Annotated in this window: 9 protein-coding genes; 3 read left to right on the top strand and 6 right to left on the bottom strand. The window is 67.2% G+C overall.

Going from position 1 to position 14,918, the window contains the following annotated elements:
* Nucleotides 1-2 precede the first annotated feature (2 nt).
* Nucleotides 3-1,985, bottom strand: coding sequence for a prolyl oligopeptidase family serine peptidase (locus tag ACIA58_RS22820; RefSeq protein ID WP_396405760.1), 1,983 nt, complete (start codon nucleotides 1,983-1,985; stop codon nucleotides 3-5).
* A 306-nt stretch (nucleotides 1,986-2,291) separates the two neighbouring features.
* Between ACIA58_RS22820 and ACIA58_RS22825 the strand changes: the two genes are divergently transcribed.
* The gene (locus ACIA58_RS22825) at nucleotides 2,292-3,068 is read left to right on the top strand and encodes an LLM class F420-dependent oxidoreductase (protein WP_396405761.1); all 777 of its coding nucleotides are present in this window, start codon (nucleotides 2,292-2,294) and stop codon (nucleotides 3,066-3,068) included.
* 20 nt (nucleotides 3,069-3,088) lie between these two features.
* On the opposite strand, the gene ACIA58_RS22830 is transcribed toward ACIA58_RS22825, so the two are convergent.
* The 3 genes from ACIA58_RS22830 to ACIA58_RS22840 form a co-directional block, all read right to left on the bottom strand.
* On the bottom strand, nucleotides 3,089-3,964 hold the full coding sequence (locus ACIA58_RS22830) for a hypothetical protein (RefSeq protein ID WP_396405762.1): 876 nt from the start codon (nucleotides 3,962-3,964) through the stop codon (nucleotides 3,089-3,091).
* Nucleotides 3,961-4,455, bottom strand: a complete 495-nt coding sequence (locus tag ACIA58_RS22835) for a SigE family RNA polymerase sigma factor (RefSeq protein ID WP_396405763.1) — start codon at nucleotides 4,453-4,455, stop codon at nucleotides 3,961-3,963. Before ACIA58_RS22835 ends, ACIA58_RS22830 begins: the two co-directional genes overlap by 4 nt.
* Nucleotides 4,456-4,556: 101 nt before the next feature.
* Nucleotides 4,557-5,975 (bottom strand): glycosyl hydrolase family 28-related protein, encoded by a 1,419-nt coding sequence (locus ACIA58_RS22840; RefSeq protein ID WP_396405764.1) that lies wholly within the window; start codon nucleotides 5,973-5,975, stop codon nucleotides 4,557-4,559.
* A gap of 202 nt (nucleotides 5,976-6,177) precedes the next feature.
* Between ACIA58_RS22840 and ACIA58_RS22845 the strand changes: the two genes are divergently transcribed.
* On the top strand, nucleotides 6,178-10,005 hold the full coding sequence (locus tag ACIA58_RS22845) for a hypothetical protein (protein ID WP_396405765.1): 3,828 nt from the start codon (nucleotides 6,178-6,180) through the stop codon (nucleotides 10,003-10,005).
* A gap of 24 nt (nucleotides 10,006-10,029) precedes the next feature.
* Nucleotides 10,030-11,415 (top strand): sulfatase, encoded by a 1,386-nt coding sequence (locus ACIA58_RS22850; protein WP_396405766.1) that lies wholly within the window; start codon nucleotides 10,030-10,032, stop codon nucleotides 11,413-11,415.
* 49 nt (nucleotides 11,416-11,464) lie between these two features.
* On the opposite strand, the gene ACIA58_RS22855 is transcribed toward ACIA58_RS22850, so the two are convergent.
* Nucleotides 11,465-13,873, bottom strand: coding sequence for a polysaccharide lyase 8 family protein (locus ACIA58_RS22855; RefSeq protein WP_396405767.1), 2,409 nt, complete (start codon nucleotides 13,871-13,873; stop codon nucleotides 11,465-11,467).
* A 13-nt stretch (nucleotides 13,874-13,886) separates the two neighbouring features.
* The gene (locus ACIA58_RS22860; RefSeq protein ID WP_396405768.1) at nucleotides 13,887-14,888 is read right to left on the bottom strand and encodes a hydroxyacid dehydrogenase; all 1,002 of its coding nucleotides are present in this window, start codon (nucleotides 14,886-14,888) and stop codon (nucleotides 13,887-13,889) included.
* Nucleotides 14,889-14,918 lie beyond the last annotated feature (30 nt).

Below are 14,918 nucleotides of genomic sequence, written 5' to 3' on the forward strand. Positions count from 1 at the left end.
GTTCACTGTCCTGCCCCCGAGGTAGCGATGTCGATGCTCGGCCGGAAAGTCTTGTGGAGAAAGGCGAGTTCGCGGTGGAGCAGGGCTTCGATCGTCCGGGTGTTGCTGGGACGGTGGCCCTCACCGGGGAGCAGCACGAGTTCGTGAGGCTTGCCAAGAGCGTTGAATGCGCCCGACAGGCGGATCGAGTGTGCCGCCCAGACATTGGTGTCGGCGAGGCCGTGAATCATCATCAGCGGTCGGCGCAGCTTGTCGGCGTAGGGGAGTAGGGAGGTCCGCCGGTAGGCGTCCGGGTGCTCTGCGGGATGGCCCAAGAACCGCTCCTTCCAATAGGCGTCGTACCAGCGCTGATCGGCGACGGCAGCGCCACCGATCGCCGCGTGGAAGATGTCGGGACGGTGCAACAGCGCGCCGATCGCGAGATAGCCGCCGTAGCTCCACCCGCGGATGGCGACCCGATCGAGGTCGAGGTCGCCGGCCTGCGCGGCAATCGCGTGCAGCGCGTCGACCTGGTCTTCGATCACCGGCGCGAGGATGTCGCCGACGGTCGCGCGATCGAAGGCCGGCCCGCGTCCCGGCGTACCGCGACCGTCGGTCGACAACACGATGAAGCCGTGCTCGGCGAACCACTGCGAGATCACGTTGGCCGGGGCCAGGTACTTCTGCGCCAGCTGCAGGCCCGGACCCGAGTACGGCGTGAGGAGCACCGGAAGCCTGGACGATCCTGGCTCGTGCCATGAAGGCCGGAAGACCGCGGTCCGCAGATCCCTCGATCCCGTGCGGACAAGGGAGACCCGAGGCACGAGGGCCGGCTCTTCTTCGGTGGATTTCAGTGGCTGCCCGTTGACCGTGACGGTGTGTCCGGTGAGGGTCCGCGAGTCGATCACCGTTGTGCCGTCGACGACGAGTCCGGTGTGGACGCCCGGCTCGGTCGTGAGACGTCGTATGTCGCCGTCCCAGACATAGAGGTGTGTCTCGGTCGGGTCGGTCTGGCCGAGAAACGTGACGGTGCCGGCGCTGATGCTGCGGAGCTCGGCGACCTGCAGGCCCGGTGGGGAGACGGCCTCGTCGCCGACGATCAAGCGGTACGTGTCGCAGGTCTGGTCGCGCTCGATCCAGACCAGTCGGCCGTCCGCCATCTGCTCAGGCGTCCGTGCCGGTACGCCGACGAAGTCGGGATCGGTCACCTCTCGGACGAGCGACGTCTCACCCGAGTCGGGATCGACGGCAAGGATCTGCACGCATCGTTGATCCCTTGTCTGGATGGTGATCAGCGGCTGCTCGTGCGACCACAGGACGCGAACGAGGTACTCGAACCGGTCTCGGTCCCACCGCACCTCGAGCCGGTCCCCGTCCAGCGTCAGGAGATACAGCCGTACGTCGGCGGTCGGGGTCCCAACGGCGGGGTAGCGCGTCGCCGTCGGCGGGGCCGTCGGGTCGGCGAGGTCGGTGAGATAGCGCGTTTCGACCTGGCTGTCGTCGACGCGGGCCGCCAGCAACCGGGTCCCGTCCGGTGACCACCACAGGCCGTCGGTGCGTCCCATCGACCTCCCGGTGATGGGTTCGGACAGGCCCCACCTGACATTCGCGCCGTCCGCCGCAGCGAGCAGCCGCTCGCCACGGCCGTCCGCGCCGATCAGCCACAAGGCCCGGTCCCGGACGAATGCCACGGTGTGCCCGCTGGGATCCACCCGCGCGGCCTCGACGTTCGCGACCGGCGGGCGATCGATGCACCCGGCAACGATGTCCGCGACGACCAGCTCCTTCTTCCGCAACAGCACCGCCGTCGTACCGCGGCCGGCGTCGTACGACGAGGCCGCACCGACGTGGCGCTCGTGCTCCAGCGCGACGTCGTACGCCCAGAGCGATCCGTCGCGCAGGTAGGTGACGTACCGGCCGCCGCAGCTGACCGAATGATTGCTCTGGGCCCCTTTCTGGAATCGATCGGTCCGCGCCACCTGGCTTGGTAGATCGACAACTTTCACAAATTCTGTCCTCTGCTCGATGGAGATGATGGCCGTCAGGTTCCCGACCGGACGACGGTCGGGGTCGGGGTCGGGGTCGGGGGAGGCGTACTTGCGCTCTTCACAATCTCGTGATAGGTTGGTGAAGTGCCGTGTGGGCTCATTCCGGCACTAGGACTTCGTCATTGTAAAGCAGATACCTTCTGGTGTCTATCGGTCTGCCTGTGATCTGATTCCAGGCTGCACCGGCTGTCGCTCCGAGCAGGCTGTGCTGTGCCTGCATTCTTCGGCAATCTCGATCAGTTGGTTCCGATTGGAGAAACGCTTGTGAAACCTGTTCGTATCGGTGCCCAGGTCGCCCCGCAGAGAGCGGCGGCGTACGCCGACATCCGGCGTGCCGCCGCCGCAGTTGAGGAGTTGGGCGCGGACATCCTCTTTACCTGGGACCACTTCTTTCCACTGGGCAAGGTGGCTGACGGCTCGCACTTCGAGGGCTGGACGATCCTCGCAGCCTGGGCCGAGCAGACCTCCCGCATCGGTCTCGGCGTCCTTGTCAGCTGTAACACCTATCGCAATCCCGATCTGCTGGCAGACATGGCCAGGACCGTCGACCACATCAGCGGTGGCCGGGTCGTGCTCGGCATCGGCGCCGGTTTCAAGGAACGTGAGTTCCTCGAGTACGGCTACGAATTTCCTTCGGCCGGCCGTCGGGTCGCTGATCTGGCCGCGGCGCTGCCGCGCATCGAGAAGCGGCTGGGCGCATTGAACCCACCGCCGCTGGGCCCGATGCCGATTCTGATCGCCGGCGGCGGTGAGCAGAAGATGCTCCGGATCGTCGCCCAGCACGCTGATATCTGGAACACGTTCGCCGAGGGTGACGACCTGGTCCGCAAGCTCGGCCTGCTCCGACGCTACTGCGCCGAGATCGGCCGCGACCCGGCCGCGATCGAGGTCTCCGTCCACGTCGGCGGCGACCCCCGGGAGACCGGTCCGGCGTTGCGTGAGCTGGGCGTCAGTCTCTTCACCATCAGTACCAGCGGACCCGACTACGACCTCGACACCATTCGTCGCTGGATCTCGTGGCGTGACGAGCAGAATGCCTGACGCAGCAAGCCCGGGACTGGTCAGGCGCTGATCTTGAACTTCGGCGACAACACCATGTCGGCCAGCTGTTGGGAGGTGAAGACCGGTTGGCTCAGCGGTGAGCGGGACGGGTTGTCGCTCTCCTTGGTCTGGGCGAGGTAGACGACTGTGCCGTCGTCGTAGCGGTAGGCAGCCCACTGGTCGTACCTGGCGTCACCCTTGGTGGTCAGCACAGCGACCTTCTTGCCGCCGGCATCGACGACGGCGCAGGTACCGGTCCCGCCCCCGAATCCTCGCGCCAACTTGCACAGGTCCGTGGCCGGCTTGCCGTCGGGCGTGGTGGACTGCACGAACAGTTGGCCCACCCGGTCGTCTTTCTGCACCGGGATGACGGCCATGTACTCCCAGTAGTCCTGCTCGCCGTCGTTGGACGCATACTGGGCCTGCGGGTAGCTCATCCGGCGACCGTCCGGGTACTTCAGGTCCGGTGTGCTGTACCCCGGCGGTAGCGAAGAGCCCAGGTCGTCCATCAGCGCCACTGCCCGGGCGGCGCGCGGGCCCGTGGTCGCCGTACGGTCCACCTGACCGTCCGGCCAAGGGTCATTGGACTTCCGCGTCGTCGGCGCCGCCGTCGGGGTCACTGTGGAGACCGATCGCGGCGTAGGCACAGGCGTCGTACCCGTGGCGCCGGCCACCATCTGGCCGGCCGACCGGTGTCCGGTGTAGTTCGCGATCAGTGTGGGACCGGCCCCGACACCGACGACCAGCGGTACGACGGCAACCGCGGCCCACGTCACCGTGCGCCGCTTGCGCGTCCGGCGGGCCTGGTCGAGCGCGCTCGCAGGATCCATCGACGGCGGCGGAGTGCTGCGCACCATCACGTCGTGGAATGCCTCGTTGAGATCCTCTTCGTTCATCGAACCCTCTCCTCTTCCAGCAGACCGCGTAGCGTGGCCAGCCCGCGCGCCGCCTGGCTCTTGACAGTTCCGGTCGAGCAGTCGAGCAGCGCGGCCGTCTGCTCGACGGACTGGTCCTCCCAGTACCGCAGGACCAGGACGGCGCGTTGCCGCGGCGGAACCTTCCCCAGCGCCTCAAGCAACACGAGCCGTTCCTCGGCAGGGCCGGCCGACGCCGCCGCCGGATCGGCCGCCGGCAGCTCGACCGACTCGTACCGGAACCACCCCCGGCGCCGCTCGGACAGGAACGTTCGTATGAGCGTCTGCCTGGTGTAGCTGTCCATCACCTCGTGCCGCTGGATCCGGCGCCACGCCAGGTAGATCTTCGTGAACGTCTGCTGGACCAGGTCCTCCGCACGATGCCAATCGCCACACAGCAGGTACGCCGTGCCACGCATGGCGTCAGAACGAGCCGCGAAGTACGCCTCGAACGCGGCGTCCCGATCGCTCATCTGTCCTCCCATCCTCGATACCGGGTTAGACACGCTCCGACGCGCAAAGTTGGTTGCACCCGGACCGGGGGGGCGGAGGGGCAGCCTCTCCGTGGCTGAGGTCAGGGGATGGGGTACGACGGGACGGTGAGGCCGGTGCACTGGGCGAGGTGGGTCGAGTCCGGGGTGCCGTGGTCGATGGTGGGGTTGCCGTTGCCGGTCAGTGGGACGGTTGCACCGGTGTCGGTGTAGGTGTTGGTGGCGAACACGTCGAAGGCGGACACGTTGCCGTTGGTCAGGCTCACTGCGCCGGTGTGGCTGGGGTCGGTGAACTGGTTGCCGAAGATCGAGATGTCCGACAGGGATGTCGGCGTGGTGGTCTGCCAGTAGAAGATGCCTTCGTAGGCGTTGGCAGCGGTTCCGCCGATGACGTCGATCGCGTTGTTGCAGACAGTCACGTGATCGAGGCTGTACGGCACGAAGTTGTCGTAGACGTACAGCAGGATCCCGGTGCCGATCAGCCTGTTCGCGGCGACCTTGATGCTGCTGCCGTTACGGACCTTCACCCCTCCGGACGCGTCCGCCGCCCAGCCCTTGGCCCAGTTGCGGGTGTAGGACCCGCTGCCGGGACCCCAGAAGTAGGCCACGTGGTCCCTCGTCCCTTGGGTGGCTGCGCTTCCGGCCAGGATGTTGGAGTCGACGGTGACGTTCGTCTGGCTCTCCGCGTACAGCCCCGTCCGGAACTGTCCCTGATCGGCGCCGAGAGCAAGTGTCGTACGCAGCCGCCCGAGCTTGCCGGTCGCCGTCACCGAACCGTGGGTCCAGCTCGCGTATCCGGGCCAGGAGGACAGCCATCCGAGTTGGCTCAGATCGAGGCCCACGACGTTGCGGGCCACGGTGACGTTCGAGTTCACGTACAGGTGGATCGGTACGGCGTCGGTCGTCTCCGCACCGTGCAGGAAGATCGAATCGGAGACAGTCGCGGACTTGACGTCCAGCAGGCTCAGCTCTGTGGAGCCGTTGCTTGCCCAGTTCAGGAAGCCCCGCGAGTCGCTGAAACCGTTGCGCCGAAGGACAAGCGACTGCCAGGGACCGTGCAGTTCGAGTCCGATGCTGTCGAAGAAGAGATCCTGCACCGTGAGGTTGCTGCCAGCAACCGAGTTGTACGCCGCATCGCCGAACGCCAAACCGGCAGTGGTCGCCTGGATGATCGCGGGGTCGGTGCTGTCGGCCTGACCGGCGATCGTGCGGCCGGCAGGCAACGCGATGCTCGCGCTGACCTCGTAACGCCCGCTCGGGAACCACACGTTCACGGCTTGGGCGACCGCGGCGGTGATCGTGCATTCGATGGCCGCGGTGTCGTCCGAGACGCCGTTGCCCGCGGCGCCGTAGTCCCGGACGCTCAGATACCCGGCCGGGGCGGTCGAGGTCGAGGGATCGGGACAAGTCTGCGCTGCGGCGGAGTGCTGTGCCGGGGTCAGCACGGCCGCGCAGAGCGTGGTGATTGCCAGTAGGGAACGACGAGCAGGATCGAACCTCATGGCGAGACCTCTCTGTCGGGGGCGGGGGTGCGCGTCAGTAAACAGTCGGGCGTAATCGGCCACAAGACAGGAATTGGGGATGACTCTCTGTTTCATGGCTACACCTCGATTACTCCTTGATTCCTTACTTCGCGGGAGGTTTGAGTGCCGTTCAGCAGGTGTGAACGCCACCTCACGGGCGCGAGCAGGAAGTTGGTAAGGAATGAAGCGTCGACTTGTTTCCGCGGTCACCGCCTGCGTCGTGGCGTTGCTGGGACTCGTGGCTGTCGGCCACGGATCGGCTGACGCGGCCACCAGTGTGTTCCACGTGACCTTCGACGACGGCTCGCTGGGCGGCTTCGGCACCAGCGTCACGGCGCCGGACGCCATCGGCATCGCGCCCAACCCGGATGGCGCTGGGCAAGGGCTCAAGCTCACGTCCAGCACGTCCGCGACAGAGATGTACTACCGCTACGGGACGTGGAACGGCGTGCTCACGCTCGACGCGAAGGTGTACCTGGGCGACACCACCCACACCCGGCACGTCTACGAGTTGAGCGGTCAGACCACAGCCGGTACGACGCTGTACCCGAACCTGGTGACGTTCGGCAAGACCGGCATCGTGGCGATCGCCGGCACGAACACCGCGACCACCTACACCGCCGGTCGTTGGTACGACGTCAAGGCGGTCGTGCGGAACGCGAGTGGCACCTTCGACGCCTGGATCGACGGCGTCCAGATCGCCAACGAGCACTCGCTCGCGCCGGCCGGCTCGACGTGGGTGCAGACGGCGAGCGTCCGGTTCATCCAGGCCGGTGTGAGCGGGACGACCGGCACGATGTACCTCGACAACGTGACCGGCACGCACGACTCGACCCGTGACCTCGGCCAGAGCATCGACGGCTGGCAGGAGCGCACGTATGCCGCCGCGGTTCCGGCCTTCGCCAAGGACACCGCCGTCACAACGGATGGTGCTCCGACGCTGCGCATCCAGGCGCCGACTGGTGTCCAAGGCTCGCTGTGGAAGGACTTTCCGGTTCAGGCCGGTACCGACTACGTGGCGCGGACGACGCTTCAGACCAAGGGGGCCGGAAGTGGGACCAACGCGCAGCTGATCGTGACGCCGCTGGCCGGCGGTCAACCGGCCGACGCGACAACGACGTACAGCACGGTCAAGCACACCGGCAATTCCCTCTTCATGGCTGACTCGATCGCGGTACGGACGCCACCGGGAACGGATGCGTTGCGGGTCGAGCTGTACCTGTCCGGAACCGGCACCGTCTGGTTCGCGCCCGCGACGATCGAGGCCGGCCTGACGACCGCCGTCCTCGGCCACCACTCCAGTGCCGAGGTCGCGCACCCGGTGAAGAACCCGGAGAACATGTTCGGCGGCAACCAGTGGAGTTCGGTCGCCGGCCAGAGCGAGGACCAGAAGCAGCAAGCGGTGGCACCGCTGCTCGCACTCTCCGACAGCGACCTCTCCACCGCCGCCCACACTGCCGCGCTCTCCCGGACACATCTGTCGAACCACCCCGTCATGGAGCAGAACATCCGCCGGCTCGCCGATCGCTACGCGAAGACCGGCGACGAAAAGTACGCGCACGCGGCGATTCTCATCCTGCGCGAGTTCGCCGAGACGTATCCGTCGGTGCCGTATCTGCAACTCGACGCCCAAGGCGGATTCTTCGGGCCGATGAACACCATTCCGATCGACGCCGTCTACTCCTATGACTTGTTGTTCCATTCCAGTGAATGGACGCTGCTCGGCGAACAGTCCGGCGTCGACCTGCGGGCCGAGGTCGAAGGCTGGTTCCGCCAAGCGGTGATCGACCTCTACAACTTCTACAGCCAGGACTCCGGCAACATCCCGCCGTACGGTTTCGCGCACGTAATGGGCACGGCCAGCGTGCTCAACGATCCGGAGATGATCCGCCTTTTCGTTCCGCCGATGGACCGCGTGTTCACCGGAGCCTCGTTCTACGCGAGCGGCCTGTGGAAGGAAGGGACGGTTTCGTACCAGGACCAGGTCACCGGCCTGGCCAAGAAGGCCTTCACGATGCTGAAGGAGAACTGGTGCGATCCCGCGGGTTACACGGATACGAAGTACGGGCTGAGCTTGAACCATGCGGACCTCGGTGCCCTGAGGTACCCGGCGATCGCTCAGGCCGACAAGGTCGACGCGGCGATGTATCTGCCGAACGACCAGCCGGTTCCACTCAACGACACGTGGATGGGACCGGACAACCTGGCGCCGTACACGGCGGCAAGCCCGATCCTGGCGAAGAACCTGCACAACACCGAGCTCTATGACTACGGCCATTTCGCCCTCACCCAAGGCGATACGGCCGATGCGACCCAGATCCGCCTGAACGCGCCGCAGATCGCCGCCGGACCGCCGTACGGTGGTGGGCACCAGCACTCGGGTGACCTCGGCATCATGTTGTGGGGGAGCGGTATCGAGACCCTGCCGACGGTCGGCTACACCCACAGTCCGTCGAACGTACGCGGGCTGCAGATCGATGCGGTGAGCAACAATGTGCCGTGGATCTGGGACGCCGACCACGCCAACTACACCGAGCAGGCCGGCGAGCCCACGCGTGCCGCGATCCTCGGCTACGACCCGGGGACGACCAGCGGCGGCAAGGTCGAGTTCGTCGAAGCGACGTCGCCTGGCCCGGCCGGAAACGGCGTCGCGGTCAAGCGCCGCATCGTCATGCTGGTGCAACTCGCGGGCAACCGCTCGTACGCCGTGGATCTCTCCACCCTTCGCGGCGGCCAGGCGCACCAGAACTTCCTCCGCGCCTCCGAGCAGGAGGACGACACACTCACCACCAGCATCCCACTGACAGCCCACAGCGGGACCGTCGCCGACCTGGGGCTCACCGCCGGCCGCCCGGCGTACCGGGCGCAGATGACCGACCCGCGGACGGCCGACGGCAGCCACGACATGAACTTCACCTGGACCGGCGCCACCAGCGGCACCTCGCTGCAGACCTACATCAACGGCCAGCCGGGTGATCAGCTCATCTTCTCGAAGCTTCCCACCAACCGGCGGACGCTGCAGGACGCCAACAAGGCGAACGACTACCCGAACGAGCATTTCCAGCGCCTGCGCGCGGTCGATCCGTCACAGACCACGCTGTACGGCGCCGTGTACGAGAGCCGGCGTACGTCGCAGCAAGCCCTCGTGCACGGCGTGAAATGGCTGCCGGCTCCGGACGGCAACCCCGAGTCCACAACCGCAGTGGTCGACGGCGGATCCTTCACCGACCTGGTCTACCTGAGCAACGACGATCTGCCACGCACGGTCCAGGGCGTGACCTTCAGCGGACATGTCGCCGTCGCCAGGGTGGACAAGGCGACCGGGGCTATCAGCTGGGCCTATGCATGGTCCAAGGGTTCGGTGCACGCGCCCGGCTACGCGCTCAACGGCCACGAGGACCTGACAGCCGGAGTCGCGGCGACGACGAGCGCGTACGACGGCGCTCCCGGCCCCGTCACCAGCAACCCGAACACGATCACCGCCGATACCGATCTTCCTCAGAACCACGCGTACGACGGCACCTGGGCCCGGATCACCCGCGGCGACGGATCCGGCTGGGCGATGCGGGTGGATCACATCGAGGGCCGCACCATTCATGTCCACGACTGGGTGCCGCTCACCGTCACCGGCGACGGCGCTCGCGACAGCTTCGCAGGGGGCGGTGGCTACAGCGACTCCTGGCAGGGTCGTCTCGTCGGCGGACCGGTGACGATCTCGCTGAGTCGGTCCGGCTTCGCCGCGACGGACGCGACCTTGCTCGGGCAGGTGATCCAGCAGGGAGTTGCCGAGGGCAAGATCATCCTCGGCGCCGCGCCGAGCCTTCGAAATCAGGCGGCCGCACTGGAGGCCTCGGTGGTCGCCGGCGCCCCGGCGTCGACGATCCGCGACCAGCTCGCCGGCATCAGTCAGCACATCGCGAGCCAGCGCGGCCGTCAGGTGGAGACGGCCCTGGCCGACATCCTGCACGATCGGATCGTTGCCTATCTCATCAGCCGGTACGCCGGGTAGTGCGCTCTCGAGGAAGGTTCTTTGTTGCCCAAGACAACACGTCCGAATCTGCTGTTCATCCTGGCCGACCAGTGGCGTAGCAGCGCCCTCGGCTGTCTCGGCCAGGACCCGGTGCTGACACCGCACCTCGACGACCTCGCCGCGGAGTCGGTGCTGCTGACCAATGCCGTGAGCAACTATCCCGTCTGCAGCCCCTACCGGGCGATGCTGATGTCCGGGCAGTACCCGTTCCAGAACGGCGTACCGCTCAACGTCAACTCTGTGACTGCACCGCTCGGCGTGGAGCTCCGGGCCGGTGTGACCTGTTGGTCGGACGTCCTGCACGCCGACGGGTACGACTTGGGGTACGTCGGCAAGTGGCATCTCGACGCGCCGATCGAGGACGATGCCGTCCACGGCGAAGGCCCGCGGGAAGACGGGTGCGTCTGGGACGCGTACACGCCACCAGCGCGGCGGCACGGGTTCGAATTCTGGTACTCACACGGATGCTCCGACGACCACCTGCGTCCCCACTACTGGACGGGCAACGCCCCGCGGGAAGCCCCGACCCGGGTCGAGGCCTGGTCGCCGGAGCACGAGACCGACGTTGCCGTCGACTTCCTTCACGGCGCGGGGGAGCGGTACCGGGACGATGGAACATCCTTCGCCCTGATGATGTCCTACAACCCGCCGCACCAGCCCTTCGACACCGTTCCCGCGCGCTACCTCGACAAGTACCGTCACCTGGCCGCCGAGGATCTGCTCGTCCGTCCCAACGTGCGATGGGGATCGCTCGAGGCGGACGAGGCGGCGACGATCGCTCCGCAGTACTTCGCGGCCATGACCGGGGTCGACGCGCAGATCGGCCGACTGCTGGCCACGCTCGACGCGGAGGGCCTGGCTGACGACACCATCGTCGTGTTCACCTCCGACCACGGGATGCAGCTCGGCAGCCAGGGCCTGATCTACAAGAACGTCTGGTACGACGAGTCGTTGCTCGTCCCGTTCCTGCTCCGCTGGCCGGGCCGGGTCCCTGCGCGAGCCGACGATCTACTGCTGGGCGCACCCGACGTGGCGCCCACGCTGCTCGGCCTGCTCGGTGCGGACGTCCCGGACGAGATGCAGGGACGGAACCTGGCAGACGCCTTGCGTGGCGAACGATCGGACCGGCCTGACCGCGCCGTGTATCTGCGGCCGGCCGCTGAAGCCGAGAACACGCCGGAGGACGTTCGCGGGCTGCGGACGCACGATCGAATGCTCGTCGTTCAACGTGCCGCGGACGGGAGTGAGACCGTTCACCTCTTCGACCTGGTGAGGGATCCCTATCAGAATGAAGATGTCGCCGCGCAGCGGCCCGACGAGGTCGCTGCGCTGAGGACCGCACTCAACGAGGAGCTGTCGCGCTGCAACGACCCATGGGTACGCACCTGATCCAAAGCAAAGGCGCCGACCGGCAGACGACCGGTCGGCGCCTTTGCCGTCAGCCGGCCCGGACGAAAGTGGCCCGCTGGCTGACGCCGTACGTGGCGTCCGTCGTCACGAGGAGCCGCAGGCGATCCTTCGCCGGACCACCGACGCGAACGGTCGGGTCCTTGGTGGCCACGGCCCAGCCGGCCTGCCGCACCTCTACCTGCACCGAGGTCGCGTGCTGCGTGGGATCGGCGACCGAGACCTCCAGCCGACCTTGGGACCACCGGAGCAACAGCGCGCAGGCGCGGTCGACGGCGACGGACACTTTCTGACCGTCCGGCATCCGGAAGGCCATCGTCCCTGCCGCCCAGAAGTTGGCGCCCACCAGACCCTGATCCCGAACACGCACGGCCTGTACGACGTTGGTGTTGCTCAGGATCTCGACCGGCGATACCTCCGCGAGTCGAGCGGTGCGCCCGGCGTCTGCGCCTGGCACCAGGACATAGGCGTACTGGCCGGGCGCGTTGTTCACCACACCGTGATCGACCCAGACCGTGACGAAGCGACGGGTGATCGGGTCCGTCGGACCACCCGTGTTCACGTCGCGCCAGCTTCCAGTCCGGTCCTCCCGTTTGAGGTTCACCACCGCGCCACCCGGGAAGAGGTAGCCTCCGACGCCTTCGAGGTGGGCCCAGGTCGCCGGCACGATCTCGGACGAGCCCACAGCGGCAGCCGCCGGCCGGCCGTCGACGACGAGTTGCGCGGAACCGTTGAGGTGCAGGTTCCGGTTCTCCACCACGGTTTCCACCTTCTTCCCACTTCCACTGCGAATGTCTGTGCCTAGGGCAACGACCAGGTCACCGAAGCAGAACCAGGACTTGAGCGCCGTCAGACCCGTGCCGCCAGGACCGATGAGGTGCTGCCCGACGGCGGCGTGCTCGCCGAGCACAGCGCCGCCGGCCCAGCTGGACGCCGGCCGACCGGCCGCCCACTGCCCCTCGACCCGGTCCGGGAGAGGAGTCGTGTCAACCGTCGTACCGCACAGGCGATAGCGGTCGACGGTGGGCCAGAAGCCGTCGTCGAAATGCCCGTTGTCGCCGTTGTACAGATAGGTCATGCCGCTGCCGGTGAAGTATCCGCGATCGTTCTCGCCGTTGCCGCACTCGTACCAGCTGATACGTTCGCTGGCCATGCTGATCCCCAAGGCCCAGCCGGGACGTCGGTGGACGGAGCGGTCCATGCCGGGGAAGAGGGTATGGCCGACGGCCTCTGCGGCCGGCGTCACTCCGGCCGCCTCGAGCTCCTTCAGCAGCGCGAGGTTCGGCAGGTCGCTGGTGCTCCCTATGTCCCCGAAGCCGTCGCGCGCGATCCATCCGGCGCACAGAGCACGCCAGCGAGTGGCCGTCTCGGCAGGGACGCCCTTGGCGAGCATCAGGATCGACTGGATGACCAGGTATGCGTCGTCGTGGCTTGTCTCCGCGCTGCGGCTGATGCCACGTCCACGGACCAGGTCCATCATCTGGCAGTCGTAGATCAACGGCGCGAAGGATCGATCGACGGCCTGGTAGAGGTTCTCGCGGCCGGAGTCGATGTCGACGCTGCTTCCCGCCAGCAGTGCGAAGAGCTTGGCGAGGCCACGGAGCAGCACCACGCCGTACGTGCCGGTGTAGGCCATGGCGTCGTGCTGGATGAAAGAGCCGTCCGGATGGAATCCGTTGCCCGAGGCGACGTATTGCCAGGTCGCCAGGAGGCCGTCGCGAGCATGTGCGAGCCTGACCGCATCGGGGACCGCGATCGAGCGGACGATGACCGCCTGGCCCTGGTCCACTCGGTTGGCACCCTCCGACAGCGTCTGGGCCGTCGTTCCGGGACGGGAGTACCAGGGATCGGGGAGGAAGTGGTCGATAGCGGCGGCGTACCGCGCCAGCTGCTCGGCGGTGAGTGAGTCGTTGAGGAGGACCATGGTGTTCGCCAGTGACCTGGTGGCGCCGATCTCCCAGTCCCACCAGTTGCCGAACTCCGTCATCCGGTCGTTGTAGAAGATCCGGTTCGCGTCGTCGAGCCCTGCCACGACATCTGTCAGCAGGCCGGCGTCGCCGAACCAGCTCGAGCCCGGCGTTACGTAGGCGGTCGCCAGCTGTTCCAGCAGACGGTATGTCGTGGTGAGGTTCGGGCTCGTACCGAAGGGGACATTCGTGAACACGGTCGTGCGGGTGCCGGCCGGACTCGCCAGCTTGGCCCGACTGTCGCTGACGGCGAGGTCCATGGCTGCCAGCCGCTGCTGAACCCGTAGGTCGGCGAGGTCCGTGCTTCGCCGCCCGGTGAGCAGATCCACCCAGCGCTCCCGCAGGTCTGCGAAGTCACTGGACGCGCCAACAGCGGGCAGCGCTCCGAACGTTCCGCTGACGGCGGCCGCGAGGCCGAGGACCCCGAGGCCTCCGAGCACCGAGCGGCGTGAGGTTGTGATGTTGCCGGTCATGACACTCCTTTGGTCAGGCAATGCGTTGAAGCTCTGCGGCGGTGACGCGGCCGGCCAGCGGCTCGTTGCGGACGAGGCGTTCCACCTCGGCCAGGGCGAACTCGCCGAGCAGCCGGACCTCGCGGCCCATCGCTCCGGCCACGTGCGGCGTGACCTGGACGTTCGGCAGGCTGAGTAGCGGATGACCGGGAGGAAGCGGCTCGGGCTCGGTCACGTCGAGCACCGCGTCGATCCGTCCGGCCGCGCAGTGCAGGGTCAGGGCCTCGGTGTCGATCAGGGAACCGCGGGCCGTGTTGATGACGACCGCGCCGTCGCGCAACAGCGACAGACGACGTGGGTCGAGAAGATGCCGGGTCTGCGGCGTCTGCGGTGCGTGCAGCGAGACGATGTCGCTGCGCTTGACGAGGGTGTCCAGGTCCACCAGTTCGGCGCCGAGATCGGCAGCGGACTCCCGCGTCAGGAACGGATCGCTGACGAGGAGCCGGTACGCCGAATCGGCCAGCCTGGCGAGCACGAGCCGGCCGATCCGCGACGCCCCGACGATGCCCACCGTGCGTCCCTCGTTGCCGATGGCCGGATCGGTGGTGCTGTTCTGCGGATGACCGGCGCGGTAGCGGCTGGCCAGGTAGAAGGCCTTCTTGCCGGCCAGGTGAATGGCGCTGACCGTGAACTGAGCGACAGGCCCTGCATTGGCGCCCGCGGCCGAGGACACGAGGATGCCGCGTTCCCAGACCTCGGCGGCGAGGTGCCCCTTGACGCTCCCGGCCGCATGAACGATCGCTGTCAGTCGCGGTGCGTCGGCGAGCACCGAGCGGTCGACACGCGGGCATCCCCACCCCGTGATGAGGATGTCGGTCGTTGCGAGTGCCTTGCGGACCTCGGGATCGCCGAAGTCGTGGACAACCACGTCGCGGAGGCTGACCGTCTCACTCAGACGATCGAAGAGGTCGGGCGGGAAGGCCAGCGCCTGCACGTCGAGGCTCATGGCGATCAGGGCTGTCTTCTGTGGAGACACGAAAAGCCTTTCTGACAAGGATGGGCGGAC

The organism is Kribbella sp. NPDC051586 (assembly GCF_044453965.1).
Taxonomy (GTDB): domain Bacteria; phylum Actinomycetota; class Actinomycetes; order Propionibacteriales; family Kribbellaceae; genus Kribbella.